Source organism: Tenacibaculum sp., from assembly GCF_050290165.1.
Taxonomy (GTDB): domain Bacteria; phylum Bacteroidota; class Bacteroidia; order Flavobacteriales; family Flavobacteriaceae; genus Polaribacter.
The window spans coordinates 348,428-362,719 of the sequence record NZ_JBNKHD010000001.1 but is presented as its reverse complement, the minus strand read 5'-3'; the positions used below and the strand labels follow the sequence as shown (position 1 = coordinate 362,719).

Annotated in this window: 15 protein-coding genes; 3 read left to right on the top strand and 12 right to left on the bottom strand. The window is 32.2% G+C overall.

Annotated features, from left to right (window positions below; translation table 11 throughout):
* Positions 1–70: 70 nt before the first annotated feature.
* Together thiH and moeB are read left to right on the top strand one after the other, a co-directional pair.
* Entirely contained in the window at positions 71–1,183 is a 1,113-nt protein-coding gene (gene thiH / locus ACQY6M_RS01635) for a 2-iminoacetate synthase ThiH (protein ID WP_428742949.1), read from the top strand.
* Between the two features lie 9 nt (positions 1,184–1,192).
* Positions 1,193–2,245, top strand: a complete 1,053-nt coding sequence (gene moeB / locus ACQY6M_RS01630) for a molybdopterin-synthase adenylyltransferase MoeB (RefSeq protein WP_428742948.1) — start codon at positions 1,193–1,195, stop codon at positions 2,243–2,245.
* An 81-nt stretch (positions 2,246–2,326) separates the two neighbouring features.
* On the opposite strand, the gene ACQY6M_RS01625 is transcribed toward moeB, so the two are convergent.
* From ACQY6M_RS01625 to ACQY6M_RS01595, 7 genes are all read right to left on the bottom strand, one after another.
* Positions 2,327–3,781: a serine hydrolase gene (locus ACQY6M_RS01625; protein WP_428742947.1), complete on the bottom strand. Its 1,455-nt coding sequence runs from the start codon at positions 3,779–3,781 to the stop codon at positions 2,327–2,329.
* 193 nt (positions 3,782–3,974) lie between these two features.
* The gene (locus ACQY6M_RS01620) at positions 3,975–4,337 is read right to left on the bottom strand and encodes a cupin domain-containing protein (protein WP_428742946.1); all 363 of its coding nucleotides are present in this window, start codon (positions 4,335–4,337) and stop codon (positions 3,975–3,977) included.
* A gap of 101 nt (positions 4,338–4,438) precedes the next feature.
* The gene (locus ACQY6M_RS01615) at positions 4,439–5,227 is read right to left on the bottom strand and encodes a helix-turn-helix domain-containing protein (RefSeq protein WP_428742945.1); all 789 of its coding nucleotides are present in this window, start codon (positions 5,225–5,227) and stop codon (positions 4,439–4,441) included.
* A 56-nt stretch (positions 5,228–5,283) separates the two neighbouring features.
* The gene (locus tag ACQY6M_RS01610; protein ID WP_428742944.1) at positions 5,284–5,862 is read right to left on the bottom strand and encodes a YdeI/OmpD-associated family protein; all 579 of its coding nucleotides are present in this window, start codon (positions 5,860–5,862) and stop codon (positions 5,284–5,286) included.
* A 1-nt stretch (position 5,863) separates the two neighbouring features.
* On the bottom strand, positions 5,864–6,250 hold the full coding sequence (locus ACQY6M_RS01605; protein WP_428742943.1) for a DoxX family protein: 387 nt from the start codon (positions 6,248–6,250) through the stop codon (positions 5,864–5,866).
* 12 nt (positions 6,251–6,262) lie between these two features.
* Complete coding sequence (locus ACQY6M_RS01600; protein WP_428742942.1) at positions 6,263–6,721, bottom strand: SRPBCC domain-containing protein; 459 nt, start codon at positions 6,719–6,721, stop codon at positions 6,263–6,265.
* Between the two features lie 9 nt (positions 6,722–6,730).
* On the bottom strand, positions 6,731–7,045 hold the full coding sequence (locus ACQY6M_RS01595; RefSeq protein WP_428742941.1) for an ArsR/SmtB family transcription factor: 315 nt from the start codon (positions 7,043–7,045) through the stop codon (positions 6,731–6,733).
* 181 nt (positions 7,046–7,226) lie between these two features.
* Between ACQY6M_RS01595 and ctlX the strand changes: the two genes are divergently transcribed.
* On the top strand, positions 7,227–8,162 hold the full coding sequence (gene ctlX / locus ACQY6M_RS01590) for a citrulline utilization hydrolase CtlX (RefSeq protein ID WP_428742940.1): 936 nt from the start codon (positions 7,227–7,229) through the stop codon (positions 8,160–8,162).
* On the opposite strand, the gene ACQY6M_RS01585 is transcribed toward ctlX, so the two are convergent.
* From ACQY6M_RS01585 to hglS, 5 genes are all read right to left on the bottom strand, one after another.
* Positions 8,159–8,611, bottom strand: a complete 453-nt coding sequence (locus ACQY6M_RS01585; protein ID WP_428742939.1) for a hypothetical protein — start codon at positions 8,609–8,611, stop codon at positions 8,159–8,161. The genes ctlX and ACQY6M_RS01585 overlap by 4 nt on opposite strands.
* A gap of 63 nt (positions 8,612–8,674) precedes the next feature.
* On the bottom strand, positions 8,675–11,572 hold the full coding sequence (locus ACQY6M_RS01580; protein ID WP_428742938.1) for an FAD-binding and (Fe-S)-binding domain-containing protein: 2,898 nt from the start codon (positions 11,570–11,572) through the stop codon (positions 8,675–8,677).
* A gap of 24 nt (positions 11,573–11,596) precedes the next feature.
* On the bottom strand, positions 11,597–12,238 hold the full coding sequence (locus tag ACQY6M_RS01575; RefSeq protein ID WP_428742937.1) for a diphthine--ammonia ligase: 642 nt from the start codon (positions 12,236–12,238) through the stop codon (positions 11,597–11,599).
* A 3-nt stretch (positions 12,239–12,241) separates the two neighbouring features.
* Positions 12,242–12,700 carry an Lrp/AsnC family transcriptional regulator gene (locus ACQY6M_RS01570; protein WP_428742936.1) on the bottom strand — a complete coding sequence of 153 codons (459 nt, stop codon included), beginning with the start codon at positions 12,698–12,700 and terminating at the stop codon, positions 12,242–12,244.
* A 128-nt stretch (positions 12,701–12,828) separates the two neighbouring features.
* Positions 12,829–14,259, bottom strand: coding sequence for a 2-oxoadipate dioxygenase/decarboxylase HglS (hglS, locus tag ACQY6M_RS01565; RefSeq protein WP_428742935.1), 1,431 nt, complete (start codon positions 14,257–14,259; stop codon positions 12,829–12,831).
* Positions 14,260–14,292: the final 33 nt, after the last annotated feature.

The following is a 14,292-nucleotide window of genomic DNA, read 5'->3' as shown; positions in this document are numbered from 1 at the left end:
TGTTTGTTGAGAACCTAAAAAATTAAAGATTTCTTCGCTTCGTTTACAATGACAAAGAAAGAATTAAAAAATGAGTAAAACATTCAAAAGAGTATTCAATACCTATAATTGGGATGAAACTTTACAAAGCATATTCGATAAAACATCCGTTGATGTTGAAAGTGCTTTGTCAAAGGATAAACTCGATTTAGAAGATTTTAAAGCGTTGATATCTCCTGCGGCAAAACCTTTTTTAGAGCAAATGGCACAAAGAAGTCGTATGCTCACTAAAAAGCGATTTGGAAATACTATTCAAATGTATGCTCCAATGTATTTGAGTAATGAGTGTCAGAATATATGTACCTATTGCGGATTCAGTTTTACAAACAAAATTCCGAGGAGAACCTTAACCGATGCTGAAATATTGAAAGAAGTTGCTTTTTTAAAAGCGAAAGGATACGATCATATTTTGTTAGTAACAGGAGAAGCTAATAAAACAGTGGGAGTTGATTATATAAAAAATGCAATTCAGTTGATTCGTTCTCAATTTTCAAATATTACTATTGAAGTTCAACCTTTAGATGAAGATGAATATGAATTGTTGATTGAAAGCGGATTATACGCGGTGTTGGTATATCAAGAAACGTATCATCAGCAAGAGTATAAAAAGCATCATCCAAAAGGGAAAAAATCAAATTTTGAATATCGTTTAGAAACTCCTGATAGGTTAGGAAAAGCAGGAATTCATAAAATTGGTTTAGGAGCTTTATTCGGGTTGGAAGATTGGCGTGCTGATAGCTTTTTTACAGCATTACATTTAAAATATTTACAGAAGACCTACTGGAAAACAAAGTATTCTATTTCATTTCCACGTTTAAGACCACATTCAGGAGGCTTAGAACCCAAAGTAGAAATGACGGATGCCGATTTGGTACAATTAATCTGTGCATTTAGGATGTTAGATGAAGACGTAGAGCTTTCAATGTCTACCCGAGAAAGTGAAGTTTTTAGAAATAATATTGTTAATTTAGGAGCTACCTCAATCAGTGCAGAATCTAAGACAAACCCTGGAGGATATAGTGTTGAGCCACAATCGTTAGAGCAATTTGAAATTTCAGACGAAAGAAGCACCGAAGAAATTGTTCAGATGCTAAAAGGTCAGGGATTAGAAGTAGTTTGGAAAGATTGGGAGCAGTTTGGTTAAATTAGAAGTATGAACTTGACAAAAGAAGAACAAAAGCAATATAATCGCCATCTTATTCTAGATAAAATAGGAGAAGAAGGGCAACTAAAACTAAAACAGGCCAAAGTATTGGTAATCGGTGCTGGTGGATTGGGTTGTCCTGTACTACAATATTTAACGGCAGCAGGTGTTGGGACGATTGGAATTATCGATGATGATGTAGTAGACCAAAGTAATTTACAGCGTCAAGTATTATATACCATAGATGATATAGGGAAGTCTAAAGCGGAAACAGCAGCAAATCGTTTATCTAAATTGAACCCTTTTGTTCAATTTCATGTATATAAAGAAAAATTAACGAATCAGAATGCCGTTTCTTTATTTGAGAAATATGATGTAATTGTAGATGGAAGTGATAATTTTGCCACTCGTTATTTAACCAACGATGCAGCAGTACTAACTCAAAAACCATTGGTGTACGGCGCTATTTTTAAGTTTGAAGGACAAGTAAGCGTGTTTAATTATCAAGGAAGTGCTACGTATCGATGTTTATATCCAACTCCACCCAAACCAGAAGAATCACCCAATTGCTCAGAAATTGGTGTAATTGGTGTATTGCCAGGAATTATTGGAAGTTTACAAGCCAATGAAGCTATTAAGATTATTTGTGGAATAGGAGAGGTGTTAGCCAATAAATTATTGATGTATGATACCTTAAGCATGCGTCAAATGATATTGAAGTTTGAAAAGACAGATAAAACTGAGGTTACTGAATTAGATAGTGACTATGAATTTTTCTGCGGAATTAAAACTGCTGCTAATGAGATAACTTTAGAAGAGTTGCAAAATAATCCGTCAGCTTATAATTTATTGGATGTTCGAGAAGATTGGGAACGGGAGCAGAATCATATAGGTGGACAACACATTCCGTTAGGAAAACTTGCTCAACGATATGAAGAAATAAACACAGAGAAGCCTGTGGTTGTTTATTGTAAATCAGGAGTACGTAGCCAACGAGCAATTGATTTTTTAGAGCAACAATTTGACACCGTTACTTTTCTAAATTTAAAAGATGGATTATAGTATAGGCCAATAGGTAATCAAGCAATTACAAATACTAATTGAAGATGTAATTGTTCGGTGGCTACGTACAGTTTTAAGATTTTATTTATGACTTAATTGAACAATCTTTTTTGTCATTTCTTCATTGTAGTTCCATTCGTTATTTTCATTTAGTGCAATGGATTTTTTGTAATTATCAATAGCTTTTAAGGTGTCGTTTTGCATTTCATAACTTTCAGCTAAACTAGCTAAAGATACCCACCAATTTGGGTTAGCTTCTGCATTTATCTTGAATACCTGTTGAGCTTGATGGAGGTTATTTGAATAGGTTAATGAATTTCCAATAGTATTTATATTCCATTTTAAATTTTCAAAATCTGTCTTTTGGTTTTCTGCATTTAGTTTTTTAAAAGCTGTAGTAGCTTTTAGATATTCTTTATTAAGAATAGAACGCATAATATCTTCTTCAAAAGTCAGTTTTTTATTACTTAAGTTAGGAATCACTATTCTAGCGATGTCGTTCACAATAATATCATACGCTGGTATTTCATAACCATTAGATAGTAAAATAATGGTTGTATTGCTATCTGTAAATTTTCGGAAGGCAGCTAAATTACCACCAGAAAAACCATAAGAACTTACCCCGTTTACATAATAACTATTCCAACCATGTAAAAAGCGATCTTTTTTATTTGTAAAATGAAAAGGGAACCACATTTTAGATTTAGCTTGCTCTTTTAATAATTTATTGTCATCTAATAATTTATTCCATTTAATAAACTCATCAAGGGTTATGTTTAAACCATTTCCTGAGAATCCTCTTTTACCGCTATTGTTTTTGTCTTTTTCAAAAGTTTTGGTTTTATTATTATAGAAATATCTAATAGCTCTATTAGGTATAAGCTCTAAAGAATTTGAAGAAAATAAAACTCCTTTAGTTTTACCGTCAAATTGTTTTTTTAAAACATATTCATCAAAGGGCTTTTGAGTAATTTTCTCTATTATTTGAGCAAGTAACCAATAGTTTGTTTGATTATATTTAAATTGATTACCAGTGATAAACTCCATGTTGTCCTTAGCTAATTTTTCCATCAACTCTTTGTCGGATAAATTACTTTCATATCTTATTAAATCAGGTATTCCAGAGGAATGACTTAATAAGTTTTCAATTTTTACTCTTTGCCACTGAGGAGGTAAATTTTCTAAGTATTTTGAAATGGGGTCTTTTAAGTCCAGTTTTTTATCCTGAATAAGTTGAAATACAGCTGTTGAAGTAATAAGTTTAGTCGCTGAAAAAATTCTAAACAAAGTATTTTTGTCTACGGGTATATCATCTTCCAATGACGCTTTACCAAAATAATTTTCATATACTATATTATCTCCTTCTACTACTGCTAGAGCTAATCCAGGAATATTATGCAGCTTTATTGTTTTAGAGAGGTAATTGTCTATTTTTTGTTTGGCTTCATCAGTATTCTTTTTGTTTTCAGGGTTAACACAAGAAATGCTAGAAAATAAGCATGTTAAGGCAAGAAAAGTTTTAAAATTTTTTATCATATTATTTCGGTTTTCATAAAAGACGATGTTTATTTTAAGATGTTGCAACGATATAATTTACATCTATACGTAATACCTTCACAATATGTAACGAGTTACTTTTCTAAATTTAAAAGGAGGTCTTGGTTTATGAGTTCTAATATAGGAGAGGTATTTCAAATATTATAAAAGGGTGGAATTCCACCCTTTCTTTTTAAATGTCTTCATTTTTTATTAAAACAACTTCTTCAGGTACTGATAAAAACAAAACACACCCATCTTGGGTTTTCACACTATGTTTTCCTTGAGGAGGTGTGTATAAATAATCTCCTTGTTCTAGAACTTCACCAAAAATTTCACAACTTCCTTTTAATACCAATATTTCTTCTCCCGCAGGATGCACATGATAAGGATAAGAAGCTCCTTCTTCAAATTTTAATAAAATAGCTTTTGAACGTTGTGTAGTTTTATCAAAGTATAAGGATTTAACAAATACTCCATTATAATGTACTCCTTTTTCAATAAGAGGGTTCCAGGTAATTTGTTCACTTTTAGTAATATAATCTTTAATATTCATAATTAATTAAGTTTACAGTTTTGTATAAAAATTTAATAAAACAAAGGTGATATTTAACTGAAACCTAAAAAATGGAGAATTTGAAGTTTTTGATGTAAAATTTACAAAATCAGCTTATTTTGAAACTCTGTCGGAGACATTGCTGTATGATTCTTAAAGAATTTAGAAAAATAGTAAGGGTCTTTAAAGCCTAGTTCGTAAGCAACTTCTTTTACACTTTTGTTTTCGTATTGAAGAATACGTTGTGCTTCTGAAATGATTAGACCATAGATAACATTTTGAGCAGTTTTACCTGTATGTTTTTTAGCTAATTCATTTAGTTTTAGTTCAGAGGATTTAAGATGTTCTGCAATGTCTTTTAAAGAATAGTTGTGTTCAAAATTATTTCTAACAAACTCTAAAAATTGTAAGAAAAGTGCTTCGGGTTTCCATATTTCACCACCATTGGCAATTTTTGATCGATTTATTTCGAATAATAGTAACTCAATACGTGCATGGATGGAATCTAAGTATTGAAATGGTTTTTCTCTTAATTCTCGTTCTATTTTATGGATTTCGGTTTCAATTTCTTCAGGAGAGTTTATTGAGATTACTTCATTGTAATCAAAATGACAAAATAGACTGTTCTGAAAAATTAATTCAATATCTTTTTCTGTTTTGCATATATAGTTGAGTGTAAAATCAACTACGTATCCTTTTCCTTCACTAACATTTTCAAAGTAATGGTATTGCCCTGAAGTTATCGTAAGAATTTGGTTCTTGTGGAGAGTTAGACGCTTATTGTCAACCACTATAGAAACTTGCCCCTCATTACACCATATAAGAAGATACTTTTTTATCCTCTTAGGTTTAAAGTCAGAAATTGTTTCAATTTTTTGAAGGTTTATCATTTTTGATAGCTGGTATTTTTATTAAAAATAAGGAAAGAAGATTTAATTATTGATTTTTATCGTTCATTATATCCTTTACCTTCAAAGATTTTTGGAGTAGATTTTTCTATTCTTATCTCACGAGTTTTTGATTGTTTCGCTTGTGAGAAATACAGTAAATAACTTCTTTGTCTTCCGGGAGTCAATGCTTCAAAAGCAGCTTTTAAATCGAGATTTTCTTCAAATGCCTTGATAAGTTCATCAGGCATTTCAAACTCGGTAGTTTTTTTCATTTTTACTTTCAAACCTAATTTTTCTACTTCTATCGCCTCAAAAACGTAAGATTTAATAGTCGTTTTTAAATCAATTATTTGCGGTGGATTAGTAAAGCGAATTTGACGAGCAGATTGAACATTTTCTGTTTGTTGAATCAAAATGTTGTGAGTATCACTTAACAAGGCGCCTTTATGAAAAAGAAGTGCACAGTATTCTTTGAAACTGTGAATTAAAACGATATTTTTTTCTTGAAAAGTATAGCAAGGATGCATCCATTTAAAATCTTCGGTAAGCCCGCATTCTAAACAGATTTCTCGTAACAATTTAGTTTCTTCTTTCCACTTTTTTTCTTTATCTATATAGTTATCAACTTTTTCCATTTTATAGTTTTATTGGTGAGTTTAATTTTCTCTCTACTGGTCTGAAATACCAAGATAAAAAGATAACAATTAATAATATTAAAGATGGTAAAGCATCGGTTAGAGATTTACTTATTACAAAGTGAGAAATCGCAGCACCAGACATGGCAAAGAAAAAGCCTGCATATGCCCATTCTTTTAATAGAGGAGATTTTGGAATAAGAATGGCAATGACACCTAATATTTTCCATACACCTAAAATACTTAATAGGTATTGTGGGTAGCCTAATTGTTTAACGATGTCATTGTATCCGCCAATTTGGAGCATTTGCTGTACACCACCAGCCAACATTCCAATTGAAAGGAATATGGTAACAGTCCAATAAATTATTTTGTTTCTCTTCATCATAATATTTTATTTTTAGTTAGTAAATATTTTTTCAAGTTGATTATGCGCCCAGTTTATACCTTGTTTAAAGGGCAGTTTTAAGTTTTGATTTCTGAATTCAACCGATTGGTAAATTATTTGTTGTTTTAGTTTGCTTGTATTTTTAGTTAGCTTTTCAAATTCATAAACTTCAAGTTGAACTCCAAAGGACATATTTTCCATTTCAAAAGTTCTAATGATTTTTTGATTTAGAATATAATTGTGTATAACACCATTAAATCCATGTTTATTTCCTTTTGGGTCTGTTGTCTCAAAACGGTAGCTCCCATGTTTTTGCCATTGAAACTCTAAAACTTTAGTTCCCATCCATTGTTCAATTATTTCGGGTTCTATATAGGCTTTGAAAAGTAATTCAACAGGTAGGTCAAATTCTCTAGTGATTAGAATTTCTTGCTTGCCTTCTTCTGCTATAACGTTGGTTTTATATTCCATTAGAGTGTTTTATTTGTAGTTTTTCATTATAGATTCTAGTTTGTTAAAACGATCGTCCCATAATTTTCTGAAAGGTTCTATAAAATTGGCTATTTCTTCCATGCCTTTAGGGTTTAATTGATAGTAAATTTCTCGCCCTCTCTGTTCCTGTTCTAAAATTTCACATTCTGTAAGAATTTGTATGTGTTTAGAGATAGTTTGTCTCGAGTAATCAAAATTTTCTGCTATAGCAGTAGGGGTCATAGCATTGAATGCTACCAATGTAATTATAGTTCTCCTAGTAGGATCGGCTATAGCCTGAAAAACATCTCGCCTTAGTTTCATTACGCAGTTATTTAACTGCAAATATATGTGCAGTTATTTGATTGCGCAAATTTTTATTGAAAAAATATTGATTCTTAGTAAGATAAGGATTGTTTACAATGCTAAAGATTGCTGTTTTGCTATCTGTTAAGTTTATAAATCTATGGTAACAACCAAACTAAAATCTTGTTACCTTCGCAATATGCAACAAACAACGAACACAATATTAATGATTCGTCCTGCAAGTTTTAGGATGAATGAACAAACAGCGGTAAATAACTACTATCAACAAGAAGTAACTGATGTGTTACCAGCATCTATTAATGCAAAGGCACAGCAAGAGTTTGATGATTTTGTTCAGAAATTACAAGACGTAGGGGTGGAGGTAGTGGTAGTAGAAGATATGAAGGAACCTGATACACCTGATGCATTATTTCCTAACAATTGGGTTTCTTTTCATGAGAATGGAGATGTAGCGATTTATCCGATGTTTGCAGAGAATCGCCGTTTGGAACGTAGAGAAGATGTGCTAGAAATTTTGGAGGAAAAGGGATTCCATATTGAGAATGTAATTGATTATTCTGAAGCCGAAGATGAATTCGTTTTCTTAGAAGGAACAGGAAGTATGATTTTAGATAGACAGCATAGAAAAGCTTATTGTGCCTTATCTCCTAGAGCTGATGAAGAGTTGTTTATTGAGTTTTGTGAAGATTTTGAATATACCCCTGTGATTTTTGAGGCAAATCAAACCGTTGATGGAGAAAGAGAAGCGATTTACCATACCAATGTAATGATGTGTGTTACTGAAACTTTTGCTGTGGTGTGTTTAGATGCTATAGATGATAAAAAGGAAAAGAAAAATGTATTGAAGCATTTAAAGTCTGATGGAAAAGAAGTGATTGCTATTAATGAAACGCAAGTAACTCAGTTTGCAGGTAATATGTTGCAAGTAAGAGGAAAGAATGATGAGCTATATTTGGTGATGAGTACTTCAGCTTATAAATCCTTGACAAATCAGCAGTTAAAAACCTTAGAAAAACACACAAAAATAGTACACAGTTCATTACAAACTATTGAAACCTGTGGAGGTGGAAGTGCACGTTGTATGATGGCAGAGGTTTTTTTACCTAAGCATTAAACCATCATTGTATCTGAAGGTTTGTAGTTTTTATAGTATTGCATTAAAACAAACGAGCAAATAACTGAAGAGGCAATACCTTCAATAATCAAGGCAAACACAACCAGAGGTAAGCTTAGATTCTGTCCCCAAAATGAAGATTTTTCAAGTATTTTAATAAAACCAGAATCGATTACATCTACATAAAAAATTAAACTCAAAATAGTAATTCCTACACCTATTGCTGAGGTAGCAATACCTATAGAAAAGTTATTAAAGTATAATGACTCGTGGTTTTTTTTAATATTTGTTTTTATAGCTCTATTAATACCATAAAGCACAAAAATGAAATTTAAAAAACGCAACTCAGCAACATCTTCTAAACCAAAAATTTTCATAATTAAAAAGAACCCAACAATCCCTGCATAAATTAGCAGAGCGTTATTAATAATTATTTTGTTGCTTGACATAACATTATATTTAAAAATTACAATGTCTTAAATGTACAAAATAATCAAATGAAAATCAATAATTTATAGTAAAGCTTCTCTTAAAATTGTTACAGGATGTTTTGCAATGCGCTTGGTTCCATCATAAATTTGATGACGACAACTTGTACCTGCAGCCACTATTTCTGTGTCGTTTGAACAGTTCCTAACTTTAGGAAATAGTGTGTCTTCACCTACTTGCATGCTTACTTTGTAATGCTCTTTTTCGTATCCAAAAGAACCTGCCATTCCACAACAACCCGTATTCATAATAGTTACTTTATAATTTTCAGGAATGTTTAAAATTGAAAAGGAAGCATGGGTACTCGATAATGCTTTTTGATGACAGTGTCCGTGAATTTTTAGCGTCTTAGACGCTTTGGTAAACATCTCTGTATGAATATTTCCTTTTCCTATTTCTGAAGCTAAAAATTCTTCAAGAGTAAAACAGTTCTCAGAAAGTTTTTTCGCTGCTACCTTATCACTTGCGATTCGCAAGTACTCATCTCTAAAGGTTAAAATAGCTGAAGGCTCAATTCCGATAAGAGGTGTTTCTTCAGTAATTAAGTTTTTAAAAGTAGCCACATTTTTGTTTGCAATGTCTTTCGCTTCTTTTAAAAATCCTTTAGAAATATAACTACGTCCACTTTCTTCGTGATTGGTTGTTTTTACTTCGTATCCTAGTTTTTCTAATACAACTACTGCATCTTTACCTATTTCAGCATCGTAGTAGTTAGTAAACTCATCATTAAATAAATAGATTGTCTTTTTTGAAGTTGTTGGTTGATACTTGTTTAACCAAACACTTAAAGGCTGTTTAGCCAATTTAGGAACCGAACGTTGTGTCGCAACTCCCATTACTTTTTTAGCTAAAGTAGTATTGGTAAAAAAGTTTGTTAATGCAGGAAATTTGCTTCCAAGCTTGTTGTATTTTGCATTGTTAGCAAATAATTTACTACGGAAAGAATAACCGTTAGTTTCTTGATACTGATATAAAAATTCCGCTTTCATAGAAGCGATATCTACGTTACTTGGGCATTCACTTGCGCAAGCCTTACAGCTCAAGCATAGGTCAAGAACTTCTTTTAACTCTTTAGAATCAAATTTGTTTTGAGCAGTGTTGTTAGTTAAAACTTCGCGAAGTGTATTAGCTCTGGCGCGAGTAGTTTCTTTTTCGTTTCGAGTTGCTCGATAACTAGGGCATAAGGTTCCGCCAGCTTCTGGAGATTTACGACAATCACCTGAACCGTTACATTTTTCGGCTAATTTTAAAATACCTTCACTATCTGAAAAATCTTGTATAGTTTCAATGTTAGGTTCAATTCTATCTATCTCATAACGTAAGCTCTGATCCATAGGAAAAGCATCAGTAATTTTTCCTTTGTTGAACACATTATTAGGGTCGAACGTTTTTTTAATTCTTCGTAATAACTGGTAGTTTTTATCACCAATCATTAATGGAATAAACTCTGCACGTACAATTCCATCACCATGTTCACCACTAAATGAACCTTGATATTTCTTAACCAATTCAGCAGTTTCAGTAGTTATCTTTCTAAACAACGTAACATCTGCAGATTTCTTTAAGTTTAAAATAGGGCGTAAGTGCAATTCACCAGCTCCAGCATGCGCATAATACACCGCATCTTGCTGGTATTTATCCATAATTTGCGTAAACTCTTCAATATATTCTGGTAAATCTTCAAGCGCTACTGCTGTATCTTCAATACAAGCCACCGCTTTCATATCTCCTACAATATTACCTAACAGACCTAAACCTGCCTTACGCAACTCGTGTACTTTGGCAATATCGTTTCCGTATACTTTCGGATAATGATATCCGAAGTTATTTACTTTTAAATCTTCAATTAAATTATTAGCCAATACTTCAGCTTCTTCAATAGTATCAGCAGAAACTTCTAACATCAACACCGCTTCTGGATCTCCTTGTAAAAAGAAACGGTTTTTAGTTTGTTCCCTATTGTTTTTGGTACAGTCTAAAATTACTTTATCCATCAACTCACAAGCATATAATTTGTGATTCATGGCAATTACCGTAGCTTTTAAACTTTCATTAATACTATTAAAATGCGGACATACCATAATACTTTTCGCTGGAGGTAAGTCGTCTAATTGAATAGTAATTGCAGTAGAAAATACTAAAGTACCTTCACTACCTGATAAGAATTTAGCAGGATTGATAGTAGGTTCTGTTCCTCCGAATAAATCAGAGGTTAAAAACTCATCAACAGCATATCCTGTATTTCTTCTATGAATACTTTCCTTAGGAAACTCATTTTTAATTTCTTGTTGAGCCGCTTCTGAAATAAGTTCAGTGTAAATTGCTCGATAGATATTTCCTTCTAAGGTGTTTTCTATTTTCTTCTGATTGAATTCTGCCGAAGTAATTTCAGAAAAAGTTACTGCACTACCATCACTCAACAATCCTTTAATAGCAATTACTTTATCTCTGGTAACACCGTAACGAATAGAAGTACTTCCAGAGGAATTATTACCAACCATTCCACCAATCATACAGCGGTTAGAGGTTGAGGTATTCGGACCAAAGAACAAACCGAAAGGTTTTAAAAATCGGTTTAAATCATCACGAATAATTCCAGGCTCTACTGTAATCGTTTTGTTGATTTCATCAAAAGCTAAAATATTTGTAAAGTGTTTAGATACGTCAACTACAATTCCGTCTCCTACACATTGTCCCGCTAAGGAGGTTCCTGCTGTACGAGGAATTAAGGTGATATTATTTTTAGTAGCAAAATCGATTAATTGCTGAATATCTTTTATATCCTTAGGATAAGCTACCGCTAAAGGTATTTTACGATACACTGATGCATCAGTAGCGTAGATGTTTTTATGTAAATCGTCAAAAAACAATTCTCCTGTTAACGATTTTTCTAAGGCTTGTAGTTGTGTTGTTTGTATCATTATCTAAATCACCTAAAAAGGTTATCATATTCTTTTTATATAGTAAAAGTGTTCGTTTTCCTCAATTTCTGAAGTGTCAACCATTACTTTATGCTGAAAAAAAGGAGTGTTTAATACCATGGTATGATATTCTCCATTTTCTCCACAAATATCAATATTTAATTTTTGTAAATCACTAATAGTTGTTGAATTCAGCTGTTTACCAACCCATTTTTTCTCGAAAAGCTCTTTTTTAACTAAAGAAAAAATCAATGTAAAGTTGTTACTTAGTAATTCTTCTAAAAGAAATTTTCGGTCTTTTTTCCAAAGAGGATTAAAAACGTGCATTCCCGATTTTTTACTACATTCTCCAATCCAGTTTGAATGTCCATCTACTTCATCAATATCTCCAGTAACAAGTGTATGAATACCATTATTATCTTTTAAAGATTGGATAGCATTCTCATAACTTTCCTTAATGGGAGCTTCTACTGTAATAAACTGATGAGTAATACCTATTGAAGCTACTTGTTTTTTAATTAAGTGAATAGGATGTGCTTTGAAATCTGGATTTTTTGGAGCAAAAGTTACTAGGTGTGTTATGTTATAACCCGCTTGTTGTGCTTTTAAATAAGCTAGAGCACAATCTTTACCTCCTGTCCATAAAACGGCAGCTGTTGTATTCATACTTTATCCTATTGGAACGTTTCGTTTAAAACAGGTGTCAAAACAGATAAAAGTGTCGGTACCAGCCACTCCGTTTATCAAATGGACTTTATCATAGAGTATTTTTTGTAGATGTTGATTGTCTTTAGCATAAATCAAGATAAAAATGGCGTAGTTTCCTGATACGAAATTACATTCTGTTATTTCAGGAATTTTTTCTAATTCGCGCATTACATCTTTGGCAAAACGAGCTTCACGCAAACGAATACCGGTGTACGATTTGGTCTTGTAGCCTAAGCTTTTTTCTTCTAGAACAAACTCTGCATTTTTAATCACACCTTCCGCAGTCAATTTTTTGATACGTTGATGAATTAACGAGTTAGAAACTTTCAATTCATCTGCAATTTGCGAATAGGCTTTACGAGCATCTAAACGAAGTTTTGATAGTATTTGTTTGTCTATATAATCAAATTGATTTTCCAAAAGAATAATTTTGTTTTGTTAGAATAAACTCAATGTAAGCTACAAGATAAAGAATCTCTTTAATGAAAAAAAAGTGTAGCCACAAATCTACATTTACGGCTACACTTTTTTAATATTTGATTTTATGATTAAGCATTTATTTCTGCCAAGCAGTTTTGTATGCTTTCATCTTGCATATCCTCATACCATTTTGTTAACGTATAAACAGGTTCACCTAAATCTTTTTCAAATAATGATTGATTAGAAGTACCTTGATATTCACGTTTAGCATCATCTGTTCCTAGGTTTGAAGCAAAAATTCCTGCTGCACTTACAGGCAAGAAATCTTCGTAGACCATAGGCTCTATGCTTAAATAACCATCCTCTAATAATTGGTTTACATCTACTTTTGTATACACTTTATCTTTAGATAAAGTTTTTACTTTATCGGTGGTAAAGTAATGGAAATAAGCCAACTCTTTTGAATGTAATTCTTCATAGTTATCAGGGAAAACTTTAAAGTTTTCTGCTAATAATTCATTGTATTCTGAGGCATTTTCAGCAGTTGGTGATCCACCAATAGCTTTACGTGTTTTATTTAACAACTCATGATACAGGTCAAGCCCTTTTTGAGTTAATGCTGCACCACGTTGTTCAATCTCACCAAAACGAGCTTTGTGTTCGCCCATCTCTTCTTTTTCAACATTGTTTTTAAAAATTACTTTTTCAGTCAATGCTTTAAAACTTGTTTGACGTAATAAAATAGGGCATTTTCTTGCAGGAGGTCCTTCTATATTGTCTTTTGGTGGAATATTACGAGCCTCCATGCTTACTTGCACCTTATCTATGTCTAAAGTTCTAGGAGTTAGGTGGTTGATGTGAGGTCCTTTGAAAGCAACAACATCAGCAATTAATCTGTGTTGATTTAGTAAAGCTTCGTACATTTCATAATCTACGGTAGCAGTATCGTGCCAACGAAAAGTTTCTAATGCTTCTAGAACAAAAGTTTCGGCATCTTCTTTGTTTAAACCTCCTTCTTTTTCAGATTTATCAATAAGTTGTAAAACTTTTTCTGTAAAAATTTGACGTTTTTCTAAAATAGTTTCAACATTGTTACGAAGCTTAGCATCATCAATTAAATCTATACGTAATAAAGAGGTAAAAACTCTGAATGGAGCTTGATTAAGGGCAGTGCTTTCAATAGCTCTAAAGGCCGTAGAATGAACAGGAACACCAGCTGGGGCTAAATCATAGTAACCAACAGAATACATTCCCATTACTTTAAACAGACGTCTCATTGTAAATAGCTCATAGGGCTTACCTAAACGAATTGCTCCGTGGCGTTCCATATCTAGCCGAGTTAATTCTCCAGTATGTGCTAGCTGTTCTTCAATTTCTTTAGACTCTGAAAGAACATTTTCATTTATGCCATGAACCAAATCAAGTAACTCACCATAAAGTGGTACCTCTTTCTTGTACATATCAGACATAATTTTAGAGAAGCGGTTACGAATGTACTCTGGAGAGACAAATTCTTCAGCTGTATTAGTAAAACTTTCTAGTTTATTTTTTGATGACATAGTTTATTGAAATTTGCTGCAAATTAAATGAAT